This is a genomic window from Vibrio sp. ES.051, from assembly GCF_002563795.1.
Classification (GTDB): domain Bacteria; phylum Pseudomonadota; class Gammaproteobacteria; order Enterobacterales; family Vibrionaceae; genus Vibrio.
The window spans coordinates 117,710-134,105 of the sequence record NZ_PDJL01000006.1; the positions used below are offsets into that span (position 1 = coordinate 117,710).

A 16,396-nucleotide genomic window follows, 5' to 3' on the forward strand; every position below is an offset into this window, starting at 1 on the left:
TTCTCAATAATTCGTTAACGCTTTTCAGTCAAAGCGACAATGGCTTGCGCGACAATTTTGTCAGCGTCTAACTTTGCAGCTGCACGTGCTTTTTGAGCCATCGACAGTAAAGCAGGACGATCCAACTGTTGGATCTGCTGCGTCAAAGATTCAACGGTTAAATCTGGTTGTTCTATCATTTTCGCTGCGCCGCATTCTACTAAATGATCGGCGTTCAGCGCTTGTTGACGGTCTTTATGCATAAACGGAATGAAAATAGCACCCACGCCTGCCGCTGATACTTCAGAAACGGTTAATGCTCCTGAACGACAAACCAAAAGGTCAGCCCACGTATAGGCTTCGGCAACATCGTCAATAAACTCAGTAACTTCTGCGTTTACCACATTAAGAGCTTGGTACGAATTATTCACTTCATCTGCGGAACCTTTACCCGCTTGATGACGAATACAGTAGTCGCCGCCCAGTTTTGCCATCACTTCTGGCAGAGTTTGATTAAGAATACGAGCGCCTTGGCTACCGCCCATCACCAGAATACGAATCGGACCTTGACGATCTTGCATTCGCTCTGCTGGCGCTTCTAATCTTGTTAGATCTTCACGCACTGGGTTGCCGACTACCTCAGCTGCAGGGAACGCGCCAGGAAACGCCTGAAAGACTTTCTTGGCAATTTTTGATAGCCATTGGTTTGTCAAACCCGCAACCGCATTTTGTTCGTGCAGAACAACAGGAATACCACTCAGCCAAGCCGCAATGCCACCAGGACCACTCACATAACCGCCCATACCTAACACGGCATCAGGTTTCCAACGTTTCATGTGCGCGCGCGCTTGCATGATGGCATTGATGATTTGAAATGGCGCCGCAAGAAGACGTTTAACGCCTTGACCTCGTAAGCCTTTGACTTGAATAAAGTCGATTTCAATACCATGTTTTGGCACCAAATCTGCTTCCATTCGATCCGCAGTCCCTAACCAACGGATCTCCCAGCCTTGCTCTTGCAGTTGCTTAGCGACGGCTAATCCTGGAAACACGTGACCGCCAGTACCACCAGCCATCACCATCAAACGTTTATTTTGTTTCATTAGTTTGTCGTTCTGATTGTTGTTGCTCGCATTTCAAGCGGCGTTCATGATCGATTCGTAGCAATATGGATACTGCAACGGACATAATTATCAGACTGGAACCACCATAACTGATTAGTGGGAGTGTCAGACCTTTGGTTGGAACAATACCGGCTGCAGCGCCGACGTTGACCAAAGTTTGGAACGCAAACCAAATACCGATACCAAAAGCTAAGTAACCACCGAATATTTCACCTTCTTCAAACGCACGCTTGCCGATGTAAACCGCTTTGAGGACCAAGCTAAATATCAACATCAATACAAGCACGACGCCAACAAAACCCAGCTCTTCCGCCAGTACAGCAAAGACAAAGTCGGTATGCGCTTCTGGTAGGTATTCGAGTTTTTGAATTGAGTTTCCTAAGCCTTGCCCAAACCACTCTCCGCGACCAAACGCCATCAAAGATTGCGTAAGCTGATAACCACTACCAAATGGGTCCTCCCAAGGATCGAGGAAAGACGTAACCCGCCGCATCCGATAAGGCTCAATTAAAATCAATCCCACGACTGCGCTTATACCTGCAATCATCAACGCAAGAAATTGAGTGAGCTTCGCACCTGCGATAAACAGCATGCCAAATAGTGTCACCAACATCACGACGACCGTACCTAAGTCTGGTTGTCCAAGTAACAATACCGCAAAGAACGCAAACATCATGATTGGCTTCATAAAACCACCGAAGAAGGTTTGTCGTACTTCGTCTTGTTTTCGTACTAAATAACCAGACATAAAGATAAACAGCGATAGCTTCGCCACCTCCGCTGGCTGAAGGTTAAACAACCCCAACGATATCCAGCGGGACGCTCCATTGACTGACTTACCAGCCACAAGCACAATAATAAGCAATGCAAAGGAAAGCCAAAGTAAATAGTGACTTTTCTTAAACCATTCTTGTAATGGCACTTGCAAAATAACCGCCGCTGTACACAATGCCAACACAAGAAAAGTGGCATGACGGAACATGAAGTGAAACGGCTGATCCGTTAATCGTGAGCTAATAGGAAATGATGCCGAGGTGACCATAACCAAACCAGTCAACATCAAACCCAGCGTAATCCACACTAACTGACGATCAAACATCGCTTCTGGAGCAGGATGTTTGAGCCAATTGCCAATACTGCGTTTAACGTTACCTAAACCCACAAAGTCTGTAACCTTTAATTATGCATATTTCTGAGCAAGAGCAGCGAAAGCATCGCCTCTTGCCATAAAGTTGTCGAATTGATCAAAGCTAGCACATGCTGGAGATAGCATCACCATATCGCCAGATTTTAACTGTGAAGTTACATGCAGAATCACATCTTCCATGGTGTTGAACCGCATTGCTGATTCATGCAATGGCATAAAATCATCGCCATCGACACCAAAACAGCATAACTGTAAATTGAGCGCTGCGAAGATCGGTTTTAATGGGGTGAAGTCAGCACCTTTAGCGACACCGCCCACCAATAAATACAACTTCCCCGTCAACTCCAATCCTGATAACGCTGCCATCGTGCTCGCAATGTTAGTGGCTTTAGAATCATTCACCCATTTGACACCTTGATTATCCGCAACCAGCTGGCATCGGTGTGTCAGTCCCGTGTAATTTTTTAGTGCATTCAATGCGTTGTGATAATCGATACCTACCGCTTTTAATAAAGCGAGGGCCACCAAGGAATTTGCTAAGTTGTGTTTTCCGACAAACTTAAGCTCATTACTTGCAACCACACGTTGGCCATGGTCGAGCAACCAAGTGCAATGGTCCTCCTCTTCTAAACCAAAATCCTGATTATCACTGCCAAATGCCACTATTGGCATCTCTGCATCAGGAAAAGTTTCTGGATCATCACGATTAACGATGGCGAGCTCCGCATTATCAAAAATACGCAATTTCGCTTGTCGATAATCTGCCATGCCTTGATAGCGATCCATATGATCTTCAGAGAGATTAAGGAATGCGGCTGCTTTTAGTTTCAAGCTTGACGTTGTTTCCAACTGGAAACTTGAGAGCTCAAGCACATACAAATCCGCGTCTTGTTCTAGTAAATCCAGAGCCGGAACACCGAGGTTGCCACCCACACCGACATCCAAACCAGAAGCTTTTGCCATCACGCCCGTGAGATCGGTTACCGTACTCTTACCGTTGGAGCCAGTAATCGCCACAACGGGTTTATTAACCGCCCAAGCAAACAACTCGATATCACCAACCACTGGTGTGTCTTGTGCTAACACGGCTTGGATTTGTGGTGTCGCTAGAGCAACTCCAGGATTAGTCACGACGAGATCGGCTTCAGTAAGCCACTCCGTATTCCAACCGCCACTATGCAGTTGAACATTGTCAGGAAGATGTTCAACTCCCGGAGGGTTTGCTCGCGTATCAATCACTTTAACCACTAGCTGTGGCTGATTTGTTCTGAGGTGTTTAACGACAGAGAGCCCGGTAATACCGAGCCCTACGACGACGACACTATGTATGTTTTGCCAACGTTCCATATTTGATCACACTGTTGTATAACTTATTCTTGGAAAATGCGATTAACGCACTTTCAGTGTTGCAAGGCCAATCAGAACAAGAACAATAGAAATAATCCAGAAGCGCACGATTACGCGAGGTTCTGGCCAACCTTTCAGTTCATAGTGGTGGTGAATTGGTGCCATGCGAAAAATACGCTGACCACGCAGTTTGTAAGAACCGACTTGAAGAATAACCGACAGCGTTTCCATCACAAACACACCGCCCATGATCACCAATACCAATTCTTGACGAACCAATACGGCGATAGTGCCAAGTGCACCACCGAGCGCTAGTGAGCCAACATCACCCATAAATACTTGTGCTGGATATGTGTTGAACCACAAGAAGCCAAGACCTGCCCCCACTATCGCCGTACAGGCAACAACCAGCTCAGACGCGTGAGGTAAGTATGGAATATGTAGGTATTCAGAGAAGTTAACGTTACCTGTTGCCCATGCAATCACAGCAAAGCCTGCCGCAACCAACACGGTTGGCATGATAGCTAAACCATCGAGACCATCGGTTAGGTTTACCGCGTTACTCGTCCCCACAATCACGAAGTAAGTCAGAATGATGTACATCAGCCCGAGTTGAGGCATCACATCTTTGAAAAAGGGCACCACTAATTGAGTCGCTGCCGTATCTTTGCCATACACATAAAGTGCAAACGCCACCACAAAAGCAATCAACGACTGCCAAAAGTATTTCCAGCGCGCAACCAGACCATCGGTATTTTTGCGGACCACTTTGCGATAATCATCGACAAACCCGACCGCACCGTAGCCGAGCAATACGGTCAACACAGCCCACACGTACGGATTGGATAAGTCGGTCCATAATAAAATCGTGACCGAAATTGCTGCTAAGATCATGATACCGCCCATTGTTGGAGTACCACGCTTACTAAAGTGGGATTCTGGACCTTCGTTACGTACAACCTGACCAATTTGCAGCATTTGCAAACGCTTAATCATAATTGGCCCCATCCATAGTGACAGACCTAATGCTGTTAATACGCTTAAAATTGCTCGAAAAGACAGGTATTCAAATAACCGGAAAAAAGACAGATATGGCTGTAGCAGTTCGGCAAGCCAAATAATCATTAATAATACTCCTTCAAAGCAGCAGCGACTTCAAACATACGAGCACCGTTCGCTCCCTTAACCAAAATAGTATGGTGTTCAGGAACGGCTTGGTCTAGATGCTGCTTGATGTATTCAATCAACTCTTGATGCGTCTCAAAGTGAATGCCTTGGCAAAGCTCGCTAATAACCTTGGCGTGTGCACCATATGTGAGGACATGTTCAAATTTTTGTGGGGCAGCATATTCCCCGACTTGACAATGAAGTGCAAGACTTTCCTCGCCCAATTCCGCCATATTACCTAAAATTAGCCAACGTTGACCTTGGAAACACGCCAATAGATCGACAGCGGCTTTCATTGCCGGCACGCTCGCATTGTAGCTATCATCAATCAATTTGATCTTTTCACTCAATTGTTCCACTTCCACCCGGCCTTTCACCTTATTCAAATGCTTAAGCCCAATGCGAACTTCTTCCCACGTTGCGCCCATTTGTAGTGCGATGATAACTGCCGCAATGGCGTTTGCGACGTTGTGTTGACCAATAATACCCAGAGAGAGTTCAATTTCTTGTGAGCCTGTTGCGATATGCAGCTTAAAGCTCGCCTCACCTGCGGCATTCATCACAATATTTGAAGCATAAAAATCGGCACTTGAATTCGTTTGTGAGAACGTGATGACTTGCTTACCCGCCAGTACGCTTTCCCACTTTGTTTCGCCATTGCTGTCTAAATTGACAATCGCAACACCACCTGCAGAAAGACCTTGGTAGATTTCACCTTTGGCTTGTTTCACACCCTCGATAGAACCAAAACCTTCAAGATGCGCGGCGGCTACATTATTCACTAACGCGATATCTGGTTTTACTAACTGCGTCGTGTAAGCAATTTCACCGATATGGTTAGCACCAAGCTCAATCACGGCATAATCGTCATCCTGCTGAGAGCGCAATAACGTCAACGGAACACCAATATCATTATTGAAGTTACCTGCAGTAAACAGCACTTTACCTTTCAATTGCAGAATGCTCGCGACCATTTCTTTGACGGTTGTTTTACCGCAACTGCCTGTGATGGCAATGGTAGGTGTTTGGCAAGTTTGATGCACCCAAGAGGCTAACTCACCCAGAGCCATTTTGGTGTCCGACACCACGACTTGTGGCACATTCACATCTAGACGTTTTTGTACGAGTAAAGCACCAGCGCCTGCATCCACCGCTTGTTGGCAAAAGTTGTGCGCGTCAAAGCGCTCACCCACCAACGCAAAAAATAAAGCACCGTTGTCAATCGCTCGTGTATCAGTAGAAACCGCGTCGATAACCAGATCGTTACCGAATAGCTCACCGCGAGTGATGTTGGCAATTTGAGATAACGTTACTTTGATCATGAGGACAATCCTAAAAGCTGCATAGCGGACTCGCGGTCGGAGTAATGAATCGTTTCACCATTACGAATTTGATAGTCTTCGTGGCCCTTACCCGCTAACAAGATGATGTCTTTTGGCGAGGCATTTTCAACGGCATAAGACAGCGCTTTGAAACGGTCATGCTGAATGATCGCTTCGGCAGGTTTTAACAGCCCAGCCAGCATGTCTTTTACAATCTGAGCCGGATCTTCGCTGCGTGGGTTATCATCCGTCAAAACGACTTTATCACCAAGACGCTCTGCAATTTCCGCCATCATTGGGCGTTTTCCTGCATCACGGTCACCACCGCAACCAAAAATAGCCCAGAGCTGCCCCTCACAGTGGACTCGTAAAGCTTGCAGTGCTTTTTCTAGTGCGTCAGGCGTGTGGGCATAATCGACCACGACCTTGGCACGACGCTCAGCTTGGAATAACTCCATTCGGCCTAGCACGGGTTGCAGTTGACCTACGGTAGCGAGTAACGCTTGCTTATCCATACCCAAACTTAACAAGGTCGCAAAAGCGAGCATTAAATTGGTTGCGTTAAACTCACCTATCAGTGGCGCGTGCAATTGACCTGAGCCAAATTTACCATCGAATTGGATAGTAATCCCCGACTCCGCGTAACTGACATCCGTCGCCCATATCGCACTCTCAAATTCAGTGTTCGGCTTGAGCGAAACCGCAATCGCATTGCTTAACTGCATCGCCCATGCATGACCGACTTTGTCATCGATATTGATAATGGCATGTTCACATTGATGTTGCGTAAACAACCCCAACTTTGCATTGGCGTACTCTTCCATCGTGCCATGGTAATCTAGGTGGTCACGACTTAGGTTAGTAAACACACCCGCCGCAAATGACAACGCCTTGACACGACCTTGCGTTAAGCCATGAGAAGAGACTTCTAGCGCTGTGTATGTGGCTTGTTGATTGGCGAGAGAGGAGAGCGTTTTCTGAATTTCAACGGCATTCCCCGTTGTATTCGCGACTTGCTGTAAATTGTCGAGAAAACCATTTCCCGTCGTGCCCATCACTGCCGCTTTGTGGCCAAGTCGCTCTAACCATTGCGCAATCAGCTGAGTAATGGTGGTTTTACCATTCGTTCCGGTTACGCCAATGAGTTCCATCTCAGGGTAAGCGTAAAGCTGCCCAGCTATGTTAGATAAACATTTATCTAAAGCATCGAGGTAAATAACTGGGATATTATCGACAATCTCAATTGTACCATGCGTTTTTGCATCACACGCTTGAGCAAGAACCGCATTCGCCCCCTGCTTAATCGCCGGTGCAATAAACTTACGCCCATCCACAACGTGGCCAATAACCGCAACAAACGTGGTTCCAGACTCAACTCTTCGACTGTCGAGTTCCAATTGAGAAACAAGAACGGACGATAATTTAGGGCAGTCGACCCAAGGGGAAAGCAGTACGTCCATACTGATGGCTTTAGTCATATTTGTTCTCCGAGCTTGAGCTCAGGTTTTCTTCATTTTGTTTGCTCAGTAAGCCACTCGGCTTACTGCTGGAATTTGTTTTCGTCAGGTGCAACATTGAGTATTTGCAGCGCACCTTTCATGATTTCAGAAAAGACGGGGGAGGCTACCGAGCCGCCATAATAGTCATCACCCTGAGGTTCATTAACGATCACAACCAGTGCAATTCTTGGCTCACTGACAGGCGCGAGCCCTGCCGTGTACGTGATGTACTCATCACTGTATCCACCTGCTGAGGCTTTGCGCGACGTACCAGTTTTGGCTCCTACTCGATAGCCGGGAACCGCGGCACGACGGGCAGAGCCCCCTTTTTGAGTTACGGTTTCCAACATATCCAGCACCTGCTGCGCAGACTCTACACTGACGACTTGGCGGGACATGTCATGGTCGTTGCTTTCAATAATATGCACGGGTTCATACTGACCTAGGTTACCAAGCGTCGCATAAGCGTGCGCTAATTGGATCGGTGTGACCGAGAGTCCGTAGCCAAAAGCAATCGTTGCGCGTTCAATGGGCGACCAACGTGTTCGCGAAGGAAAAATGCCCGTTACTTCACCCACTAAGTTCAAACCAGAAAGCCCGCCAAAACCCACTGAGCTGTATAATCCAAGCAGCGCTTCTACTGGCATTTTCATCGCCAGTTTTGTCACACCAATGTTACTGGATTTTTTGAGGATCTTGGTCAAACTGGCTTTACCAACGCGAGAGACATCTCTCACTCGGCTGCCACCAAAGCGCAGCACACCATTACCGGTATCCACAATGGTATCTTTATCCGCCACTCCATTTTCTAAGGCGGCTAAAATAACAAAAGGTTTAATTGTCGAGCCGGGTTCCATCGAGTCGGTGATGACTCGGTTACGCATCTTATAACTTTGCCAGTCACTGCGATTGTTGGGGTTATAGGAAGGGGCATTAACCATCGCAAGTACGGCGCTGGTCTTGACATCGAGCATCACGACTGAGCCCGATGTTGCTCGGTGATCGGCCACAGCCTGTTTGATCGCGCGATAGGCAATCGCCTGTAGGCGCTGGTCGATGGTCAACTGAAGTGACTTACCTTCTTGTTTGTCTTGCCAAGCGATATTCTCTACGACTCGGCCATAACGGTCTTTACGAATGGTCTTTCGACCCTCTTCCCCTGTTAGCCACTCATCATAACTGCTCTCGACGCCTTCGAGGCCATGCCCATCAATCCCAGTAACACCGACTAAATGAGCACTCACTTCACCTGCTGGGTAGTAACGACGAGATTCCGATTTAAGACCGACGCCGGGTAGCTTTAGCTCACGGATATAGTTTGCCATTGCTGGGCTAACTTGGCGCTGCAAATAAATAAAGCGGCGCTTTTCATTGCGCTTAATCTTATCAATCAAACCTTGTCGATCCACGCCCAGAACGTCAGCTAACGCATACCAGCTTTTACTCTGGCTTAAGGCGTTTTCTTTAAAGATGGTCGCAGGATCTGCCCAAACGGCTTCAACAGGAACACTTACCGCAAGTGGTTCACCATTTCGGTCAGAAATAATCCCTCGAGCAGAAGGAATGGATTTCACTCGAACCGAGCGAAGGTCACCTTGTTTAATCAGGTTGTCGGGTTCGATGATTTGAATGTACGCAACGCGTGCGACTAAAAGTGCAAATGCACAAAAGACAAAAAACAACAACAGGTGGAAGCGCCAACGGATCAGGAATGATTCGTCCATCTCCACTTTTCGCGGAGTTTTCGCATCACTCGTGACGACTTTTTCCTGCCCTGCAGATTCGCGCTTATTGGTTTGTTTCGCGTTGGTTTTCTTTCTAATCATTTGAGTGTGATTACCACTTCTTTATCGCCATCAGGGCGTATCATTTCAAGTTCTTTTTTCGCAAGCTCTTGAACACGACTGTGTTCCGCAAGGGCGGTTTCTTCCAGCATTAGGTTACGCCATTCGCTATCCAATCGCTCTCGCTCCACCAAGGTGTGATCTTTTTCTGTAATCGCTTGACGTGCATGATGGGTAGCGAATACCACTCCCATTGCCGATGCCACGATCAATAGCAACAACAGTAAAGGCCAGCGACCAACGGTAATGAAATCCGTTGCAACCAATTTAGCAAGATTAGGAGTGGGTTTCGTCATAAGAATTAAAGCTTTTCGGCAATTCTTAGTACAGAACTGCGCGAGCGAGGGTTCATTTCAATTTCTTGTTTACTCGGTTTAATCGCCTTACTCAGAGCTTTCATGTTGGCACTACCGAGCTCTTTAATTTGCGCTTCAGTCAATGGAATACCGTGTGGCACGTCTGGCCCTTTACTCTCTTTACGAATGAAACGTTTTACCATGCGATCTTCCAAAGAGTGAAAACTGATCACAGATAAACGCCCTTCCGGAGCAAGAACACTTGCCGCACCTTTTAAGGCTGTATCAATTTCTTCTAGTTCACTATTGATGTAAATGCGAAATGCTTGGAATGATCGAGTCGCTGGGTGCTTTTTCTCTTTAAAACTCTTTGGCGCAGCGTCTGAAATCAGTTTAGCGAGTTGTCCGGTACGGACCAATGGCTCGTTTTCTTCATTGTCACGGTATTCGACGATGGCGCGAGCAATGCGGCGCGCGTGTTTGTCTTCACCAAACTCTCGAATGACCCATGTAATGTCATCTAGGTCAGCTTTCATTAACCACTGAGATACCGGAATACCAGAGGTGGGATCCATACGCATATCTAACGGGCCATCTTTCATAAAGCTAAAGCCACGCTCAGCGTCATCTAATTGCGGAGAAGACACGCCTAGATCCAGCAGTACGCCATCAACCTTACCCACTAATCCATACTCTTCAGCGTATTCTGCAATACCAGAAAATGGGCCATGGATAATAGTGAAACGTGGATCATTGATTTTTCCTGCTTCGGCGATGGCTTGAGGATCACGGTCGATACTATAAAGTCGCCCATTTTCGCCCAGCTTGGATAGTATAGTCCGGCTGTGACCGCCACGGCCAAATGTTCCATCGATGTAGATGCCATCTGGCTTGATAGCTAAGCCATCAATGGATTCATTTAATAACACGGAAATATGTTGGAAGGTTTCGGTCATAGCTTTCTCGTTGAATAATCTTGAAGCGATTTTAAGATATGTTGCTCTCTCAGGCTGATTTTTTGTAGCAGAAAATCAACCTATTATAGTGTACTGATTTCCCACATCATCGCCACCTCAAGTCTAAAATCAGACGTGATTTAGCGCCAAGTTTATTGGTAATGACATAGTTTGCGTCAATAAAATGCAAAAAACCCATCACTACTATAAAAGTAATGATGGGTTTCGAATAGGTGGAGTTGACACATACGCCGGGTTCTGTCTCCGCTTTCGCGGCGGTAACCATTCGTCTAGGCCTGCAATCACTCACAGGCTCGAGCAACCTACCCGCTTCCTTACGCGAGCAACGCAATGTGGAAGCCTATTTGGTCTTGCTCCGGGTGGAGTTTACCTTGCTACGCACTGTTACCAGACGCACGGTGCGCTCTTACCGCACCCTTTCACCCTTACCTGATCCCTTACGGGCCATCGGCGGTTTTCTCTCTGTTGCACTTGTCGTGGGCTCGCGCCCCCCAGGCGTTACCTGGCACCCTGCTCTATGGAGCCCGGACGTTCCTCCCCTCTGTCAGTCTCCCGAAGGACATCAACAGAGCAGCGATCACCCAGTCAACTCCGAGGCGGATTGTATATAGTTATCAACTCAGAGTCTAGTGAGATCACAGATATGATGAAATGAGCGAGTTAAGTGATGTTTTTCTGCACAAAATGGTTTTAAAGAAAAATGATTGCTACTACCTATGCAACTATGTAAAAAAGAACTGATGGATACCTAAATGACATCAGCTCTTCTTCACACGTATTAGTGGGCGTTAATCTAGGTTTTCTAAACCCCATTTATAAAGCGCATTCTTTTTGAGGCTATGGATTTCCGCCACTAGTGCCGCGGCTTTTTTCAAAGGCAGCTCTTTCACTAAAATTCCCAGCGTCCGCAAAGCATCATCAGGTAAAGCGTTATCTGTTGTTTCACGGTATCCATGTATCAGCAACACTATTTCGCCACGTTGTTGGTTACTATCACTTTTTACCCACTCAACCAGCTCGCCTAATGGTAACCCTTGAATGGTTTCAAACGTTTTAGTTAGCTCTCGCGCTAACACCACTTCTCTATCTGGACCAAGAACGTCTAACATATCTTGTAGAGAGTCTAAAATACGGTGCGGTGACTCGTAAAAAATACAGGTGCGCTCTACCGAAGCAATCTCAAGAAACTTATCCTTACGACCTTTGCTTTTCGGTGGTAAAAAGCCTTCAAAACTAAAACGATCAGACGGTAAGCCAGCAGCACTTAACGCGGTAATCACAGCGCACGCACCAGGAAGAGGCACAACTCTTACGCCCGCTTGACGACATTTTGTCACCAAATGGTATCCTGGATCGCTGATTAGTGGTGTGCCAGCGTCAGACACTAATGCGATGGACTGACCTGAAAGCAGCTTTTCTACCAATACTTGTGCTTTTTGCTGCTCATTGTGATCATGCAAAGCAAAAGTTTTGGTTTGAATATTGAAGTGAGACAGCAATTTGCCCGTATGTCGAGTATCCTCAGCAGCAATAATGTCCACAGTCGACAGAGTTTCGATAGCACGTTGGGTGATATCCGCTAAATTTCCGATTGGAGTCGGTACGATATAGAGAGTTGGCCCCTCATTCGGCAAATTATTTTTATCTGTCATTTGTTTACCATCACTTCAACGATTATTATAGAGAAAATTTTGTACAAAATTATAGAGAACTCACGGCAATGATTAACCATAAGAGACTCAGTGTACCACGCATACTTACTCCTGTTGCACTAGCAATTACGCTCGCAGCCTGCTCTTCAGGCCCGAGACAACCAGATGGCGTAGACGTAACACTTGAGCCGACTCAGCCTGTGCAGAGCTACATGATCCAAGCTGATAGCACAGAAGGCAGTTTACAAAACGACTGGTTGATCATGGCAACTAAAGCCGCGATTGAAGCAAACCAATTTGACCAAGCCGAGCTTTTAATCAAACGTCTTTCTCGCCAACAATTGACTGAAGTTCAACAGGCAGAGTGGCAATTGTCGCGTGCGACCATACTGCAAAAACAAGGCAATTACTCGCGGTTGCTGCAGTTATTGAACTTTAAGCCTTGGTGGAATTTGCCCAACGAGCAATGGAAAGATTACTATTCAATGCGTGCCGATGCTTATCAAAGCCTTAATCAAGCATTCGAAGCAAACCGTCAGCTTGTTGCTTTGGGCCAGTACGCCTCTTCTGCAGAACAGCGTGAGAGCTCTAGCCGTATTTGGATGAACTTTGGTCGTTATACTGAATACGAACTAACATCACTAGACATAGAGCCTAATGAAGATGTGCTTGATGGATGGTTGCAATTAGCGGTTTACGCGAAAACACTTTCAGGTAACCTGTCCCAGCTTAAAAATACGCTAGAGCGCTGGCTAAGCGAGAACCCATCACACCCTGCAGCTATCTACACGCCAGACGAGATTCAAAACATCCTATCTCTCGAGATTGTTAAGCCAAACAATACTGCGCTGCTACTCCCACTTACGGGTAAGTTCTCGCCGCAAGCACAGTTGATTCGTGATGGTTTCGTTTTTGCGATGATGAACGACCGAAATCGCGATCAAAGTGCAACACTAACGGTTATCGATACCAATGCGTACAGTTCTGAGCAAATTAAACAGCGCTTAACGAATGAAAACATTGATTTTGTCGTGGGCCCTCTGCAAAAAGAAAATGTTGAGCTGCTGCATACAAACATGAATGGTTCAGTAAGCAACCCTGTCATTCCTGCTCTCGCATTAAATATTCCAGAAAAAGTGCAATCTGACAGCAATATATGCTATTTAGCATTATCACCTGAACAAGAATCCGCGCAAGCTGCAAAACACTTATTCAGCGAAGGCTATAATTTCCCACTTATTCTGGCTCCAAAAGGCAGCTACGGTGAGCGTGTTACCGAGGCCTTTAAACAAGAATGGAGAAAATACAGCTCAAACAAGGTCGCTACTAGCTATTTTGGTGATAAGCGACAGCTTCAGAAAGACATCAATGACGTGTTTGGTTTACAAGAAAGCAAGCAGCGCATTGCGCAGATGCAATCGTTGTTGCGTATTAAACTTGAAACTCAGCCACGAAGCCGCCGTGATGTGGATGCCGTTTATATTGTTGCTACAAGCTCAGAGCTCACGTTGATCAAACCGTTCATTGAAGTGGCGATAAACCCTGATGCGAAACCACCACAATTATTTTCTAGCTCTCGTAGTAATAGCGGTGGTACTACCTACGAAGACCTAACAGGTATTATCTACAGTGACATTCCATTACTGATCAATCCAGACCCTACCGTTACGGCGGCAATGAATGAGTTATGGTCAGATCAATCCAACATGGAAAAACGTCTAAAAGCGTTAGGTATGGATGCTTATAAATTGATTGGTGAACTGCCTCAGATGAAAGCCATTCCCGGCTACTCTATCGGTGGCCAAACCGGCACTTTAAGTATTGACAATAACTGTGTCGTACAACGCGAGTTGAGTTGGGCTGAGCGTGGGACTCTTTAGTCCGCGTCAGATCGGCAACCAATATGAAGCCTTGGCGAAGCAATACCTGCAACGTCAGGGTTTACATTTTGTTGAACAAAACTTTCTGACAAAAGTCGGCGAAATTGATTTAATCTTCCAACAAGGTGACACTATTGTCTTTGTGGAAGTAAAATATCGTAAGAACGAACGTTTTGGCTCTGCAGCAAAAATGGTCACTCATGCTAAAATGCGTAAGCTGGTCAAAACCGCACAATTGTGGCTTAGCCGACAAAAGCGCTCAAAACACAATATCGATTACCGGTTCGATGTCATCGCCATTCATGACAATGGTCGAGATATTAACTGGATACAAAATGCAATATCTGAAGGATAAGCGATGCTAGACAGCATTAAAGATTGCTTTAAAGAAAGCATTCAAATTCAAATCGCAGCTGCAGAAGCACTACCTGATGCCATTACCCATGCAGCTCAAGCTATGGTCTCGAGCTTACTTAATGGCAACAAAGTTCTGTGTTGTGGTAACGGTGGTAGCGCTTCAAACGCGCAACAGTTTGTGTCTTGTTTTTTAAACCGTTTTGAAACGGAGCGTCCCAGCCTGCCAGCCATGGCTTTGACCGCCGATAACACTACTCTCACCGCCGTCGCTAATGACTACCATTATCAAGAGATTTTCTCAAAACAGGTGCGTGCGTTTGGCCAGCCTGGTGATATTCTTCTCGCGATTTCGACCAGCGGTAACAGCAAAAATATTATCAAAGCGATGGAAGCGGCGGTAACTAGAGACATGACTATTATTGCACTGACTGGTAAAGACGGTGGTGAAATGGCAGGATTGCTTGGTGAGCATGATGTCGAAATTCGTATTCCATCACATCGCACTGCTCGCATTCACGAAGTGCATATGGTCACACTCCATTGCCTTTGTGATCTCATTGATCAGGTGCTTTTCCCTGCCCATGAAGAGTAACGAATAAATATTGAGAGCCAGAATAATGATCCGTAACCTTATCATCTTACTGACAGTACTTAACATGAGTGGTTGCGCCGGTCTGTTTATCGCGGGTGCCGCAACGACAGCCAACATTGTCACAGACACACGTACGACGAAACAGATTTGGCAAGACAACAACATCGAATTCGAAGTCGCTGCAATCGGCAATAAAGCGCCTTTTAAAAGTGAGGTTCGCGTGGTTGCTAGCTCTTACAACGGTACTGTGGTTCTTATGGGACAAGCACCCACACAAGGTTTAATCAACGACCTTGAACAAAGAGCAAGAGAAGTAGACGGCGTCAAAGTTATACATAACCAAATTAAGCAAAAAAAACCATTATCGGTTACTCAAATCAGCAACGATAGCTGGATCACCACTAAAGTGAAGTCATCATTGCTCACCGACTCAGAACTCAATGGAGTTAAAGTGAAAGTGATCACCGAAGACGGCGATGTTTTTCTGTTTGGCTATGTCACACCAGCACAAGGAATGCGGGCAACAGAAATCGCGCGTAATATTTCTGGGGTAAAACAAGTGATTAAAGGCTTCCAATATGGTGAAGCCAAACCTATTGAAGTGGATCTTCCCAATGAGTCACATACAACCAATAACGAAACGAAGTGAAGCTTGCTTCTGTCCGCAAAGCAAATCGATTAAATAAAAAAAAGCAGCTTAAAAAGCTGCTTTTTTTATTTAATCACTCTCAGGCTCGGTTTACCTTTCGGGCGAGGAACTTCCCTTTCATCTGTATCAGAGTCCGACTCTGTCTCTTCAGAAGGCCCATCACTTACCGTTGTGAGCAAAGATGCTGATGACTCTTCTTCAATCATCGTCTCTTCTTCAATATTCGTATACGCTTCTTCTGGTTCAAACATGGTTCCCGCGCCATTTTCACGCGCATAAACAGCTTGAACAGCATACACAGGCACAATAACCGAGTGCGGACGACCACTAAAGCGAGCATGAAAAGTAACCGCATCATTCCCCAACTCGAGGTTACCCACAGCACGAGGAGCAATATTCAAAATAATCTGACCATCCTGAATAAACTCTACCGGTACACGTACACCTGGCATGGTGGCGTCAACCACCAAGTGAGGAGTTAAATCATTGTCTACTAACCAATCATAAAATGCGCGAAGCATGTAAGGACGGCGAGCAGTCATTTTTGCAATATCCATAATGTGC

At 46.2% G+C, this 16,396-nt stretch carries 15 protein-coding genes and 1 other RNA gene; 4 read left to right on the forward strand and 12 right to left on the reverse strand.

From position 1 onward, the window contains the following. Positions 1 to 14 precede the first annotated feature (14 nt). The 11 genes from murG to rsmI form a co-directional block, all read right to left on the reverse strand. A complete protein-coding gene (gene murG / locus ATG66_RS17615; protein ID WP_098416530.1) occupies positions 15 to 1,082 on the reverse strand; it encodes an undecaprenyldiphospho-muramoylpentapeptide beta-N-acetylglucosaminyltransferase in 1,068 nt (355 codons plus the stop codon). Further along, positions 1,069 to 2,265, reverse strand: coding sequence for a cell division protein FtsW (ftsW, locus tag ATG66_RS17620; RefSeq protein WP_098416531.1), 1,197 nt, complete (start codon positions 2,263 to 2,265; stop codon positions 1,069 to 1,071). The genes murG and ftsW overlap by 14 nt, the downstream gene beginning before the upstream one ends. Before the next feature lie 18 nt (positions 2,266 to 2,283). Next, a complete protein-coding gene (gene murD, locus ATG66_RS17625; RefSeq protein ID WP_098416532.1) occupies positions 2,284 to 3,597 on the reverse strand; it encodes a UDP-N-acetylmuramoyl-L-alanine--D-glutamate ligase in 1,314 nt (437 codons plus the stop codon). 42 nt (positions 3,598 to 3,639) lie between these two features. Further along, the gene (gene mraY, locus ATG66_RS17630; RefSeq protein ID WP_098416533.1) at positions 3,640 to 4,722 is read right to left on the reverse strand and encodes a phospho-N-acetylmuramoyl-pentapeptide-transferase; all 1,083 of its coding nucleotides are present in this window, start codon (positions 4,720 to 4,722) and stop codon (positions 3,640 to 3,642) included. Further along, complete coding sequence (locus ATG66_RS17635; RefSeq protein WP_098416534.1) at positions 4,722 to 6,086, reverse strand: UDP-N-acetylmuramoyl-tripeptide--D-alanyl-D-alanine ligase; 1,365 nt, start codon at positions 6,084 to 6,086, stop codon at positions 4,722 to 4,724. The genes mraY and ATG66_RS17635 overlap by 1 nt, the downstream gene beginning before the upstream one ends. Continuing rightward, entirely contained in the window at positions 6,083 to 7,564 is a 1,482-nt protein-coding gene (gene murE / locus ATG66_RS17640) for a UDP-N-acetylmuramoyl-L-alanyl-D-glutamate--2,6-diaminopimelate ligase (protein ID WP_098416535.1), read from the reverse strand. Before murE ends, ATG66_RS17635 begins: the two co-directional genes overlap by 4 nt. A gap of 62 nt (positions 7,565 to 7,626) precedes the next feature. Beyond that, positions 7,627 to 9,309, reverse strand: a complete 1,683-nt coding sequence (locus ATG66_RS17645; protein ID WP_257145779.1) for a penicillin-binding transpeptidase domain-containing protein — start codon at positions 9,307 to 9,309, stop codon at positions 7,627 to 7,629. Between the two features lie 98 nt (positions 9,310 to 9,407). Further along, positions 9,408 to 9,725 carry a cell division protein FtsL gene (gene ftsL / locus ATG66_RS17650; RefSeq protein WP_098416537.1) on the reverse strand — a complete coding sequence of 106 codons (318 nt, stop codon included), beginning with the start codon at positions 9,723 to 9,725 and terminating at the stop codon, positions 9,408 to 9,410. A gap of 5 nt (positions 9,726 to 9,730) precedes the next feature. Further along, positions 9,731 to 10,681, reverse strand: coding sequence for a 16S rRNA (cytosine(1402)-N(4))-methyltransferase RsmH (rsmH, locus tag ATG66_RS17655; protein WP_098416538.1), 951 nt, complete (start codon positions 10,679 to 10,681; stop codon positions 9,731 to 9,733). Between the two features lie 231 nt (positions 10,682 to 10,912). Continuing rightward, positions 10,913 to 11,295, reverse strand: an RNA gene (rnpB, locus tag ATG66_RS17660) — RNase P RNA component class A. Positions 11,296 to 11,490: 195 nt separating this feature from the next. Continuing rightward, positions 11,491 to 12,354 (reverse strand): 16S rRNA (cytidine(1402)-2'-O)-methyltransferase, encoded by an 864-nt coding sequence (rsmI, locus tag ATG66_RS17665; protein ID WP_098416539.1) that lies wholly within the window; start codon positions 12,352 to 12,354, stop codon positions 11,491 to 11,493. Between the two features lie 68 nt (positions 12,355 to 12,422). Here rsmI and ATG66_RS17670 point away from each other — a divergent pair, with 68 nt between their 5' ends. Genes ATG66_RS17670 through ATG66_RS17685 form a run of 4 tightly spaced genes read left to right on the forward strand, consistent with a single transcriptional unit; the run spans position 12,423 to position 15,832 of the window. Continuing rightward, positions 12,423 to 14,234, forward strand: a complete 1,812-nt coding sequence (locus tag ATG66_RS17670; RefSeq protein ID WP_098416540.1) for a penicillin-binding protein activator — start codon at positions 12,423 to 12,425, stop codon at positions 14,232 to 14,234. Then, complete coding sequence (locus ATG66_RS17675; RefSeq protein ID WP_098416541.1) at positions 14,221 to 14,589, forward strand: YraN family protein; 369 nt, start codon at positions 14,221 to 14,223, stop codon at positions 14,587 to 14,589. The genes ATG66_RS17670 and ATG66_RS17675 overlap by 14 nt, the downstream gene beginning before the upstream one ends. A 3-nt stretch (positions 14,590 to 14,592) precedes the next feature. Further along, positions 14,593 to 15,183 (forward strand): phosphoheptose isomerase, encoded by a 591-nt coding sequence (locus ATG66_RS17680; RefSeq protein WP_098416542.1) that lies wholly within the window; start codon positions 14,593 to 14,595, stop codon positions 15,181 to 15,183. A 25-nt stretch (positions 15,184 to 15,208) separates the two neighbouring features. Further along, complete coding sequence (locus ATG66_RS17685; protein WP_098416543.1) at positions 15,209 to 15,832, forward strand: BON domain-containing protein; 624 nt, start codon at positions 15,209 to 15,211, stop codon at positions 15,830 to 15,832. A 65-nt stretch (positions 15,833 to 15,897) separates the two neighbouring features. Here the strand turns inward: ATG66_RS17685 and sspB are convergent, their stop codons facing one another. Then, positions 15,898 to 16,389: a ClpXP protease specificity-enhancing factor gene (gene sspB, locus ATG66_RS17690; RefSeq protein ID WP_098416544.1), complete on the reverse strand. Its 492-nt coding sequence runs from the start codon at positions 16,387 to 16,389 to the stop codon at positions 15,898 to 15,900. Positions 16,390 to 16,396 lie beyond the last annotated feature (7 nt).

Coding starts and splice junctions, on each gene's coding strand:
- murG (WP_098416530.1), bottom strand. CDS start 1,082: ATGAAACAAAATAAACGTTTGATGGTGATGGCTGGTGGTACTGGCGGT.
- murD (WP_098416532.1), bottom strand. CDS start 3,597: ATGGAACGTTGGCAAAACATACATAGTGTCGTCGTCGTAGGGCTCGGT.
- mraY (WP_098416533.1), bottom strand. CDS start 4,722: ATGATTATTTGGCTTGCCGAACTGCTACAGCCATATCTGTCTTTTTTC.
- ATG66_RS17635 (WP_098416534.1), bottom strand. CDS start 6,086: ATGATCAAAGTAACGTTATCTCAAATTGCCAACATCACTCGCGGTGAG.
- murE (WP_098416535.1), bottom strand. CDS start 7,564: ATGACTAAAGCCATCAGTATGGACGTACTGCTTTCCCCTTGGGTCGAC.
- ATG66_RS17645 (WP_257145779.1), bottom strand. CDS start 9,309: ATGGACGAATCATTCCTGATCCGTTGGCGCTTCCACCTGTTGTTGTTT.
- ftsL (WP_098416537.1), bottom strand. CDS start 9,725: ATGACGAAACCCACTCCTAATCTTGCTAAATTGGTTGCAACGGATTTC.
- rsmH (WP_098416538.1), bottom strand. CDS start 10,681: ATGACCGAAACCTTCCAACATATTTCCGTGTTATTAAATGAATCCATT.
- rsmI (WP_098416539.1), bottom strand. CDS start 12,354: ATGACAGATAAAAATAATTTGCCGAATGAGGGGCCAACTCTCTATATC.
- ATG66_RS17670 (WP_098416540.1), top strand. CDS start 12,423: ATGATTAACCATAAGAGACTCAGTGTACCACGCATACTTACTCCTGTT.
- ATG66_RS17680 (WP_098416542.1), top strand. CDS start 14,593: ATGCTAGACAGCATTAAAGATTGCTTTAAAGAAAGCATTCAAATTCAA.
- ATG66_RS17685 (WP_098416543.1), top strand. CDS start 15,209: ATGATCCGTAACCTTATCATCTTACTGACAGTACTTAACATGAGTGGT.
- sspB (WP_098416544.1), bottom strand. CDS start 16,389: ATGGATATTGCAAAAATGACTGCTCGCCGTCCTTACATGCTTCGCGCA.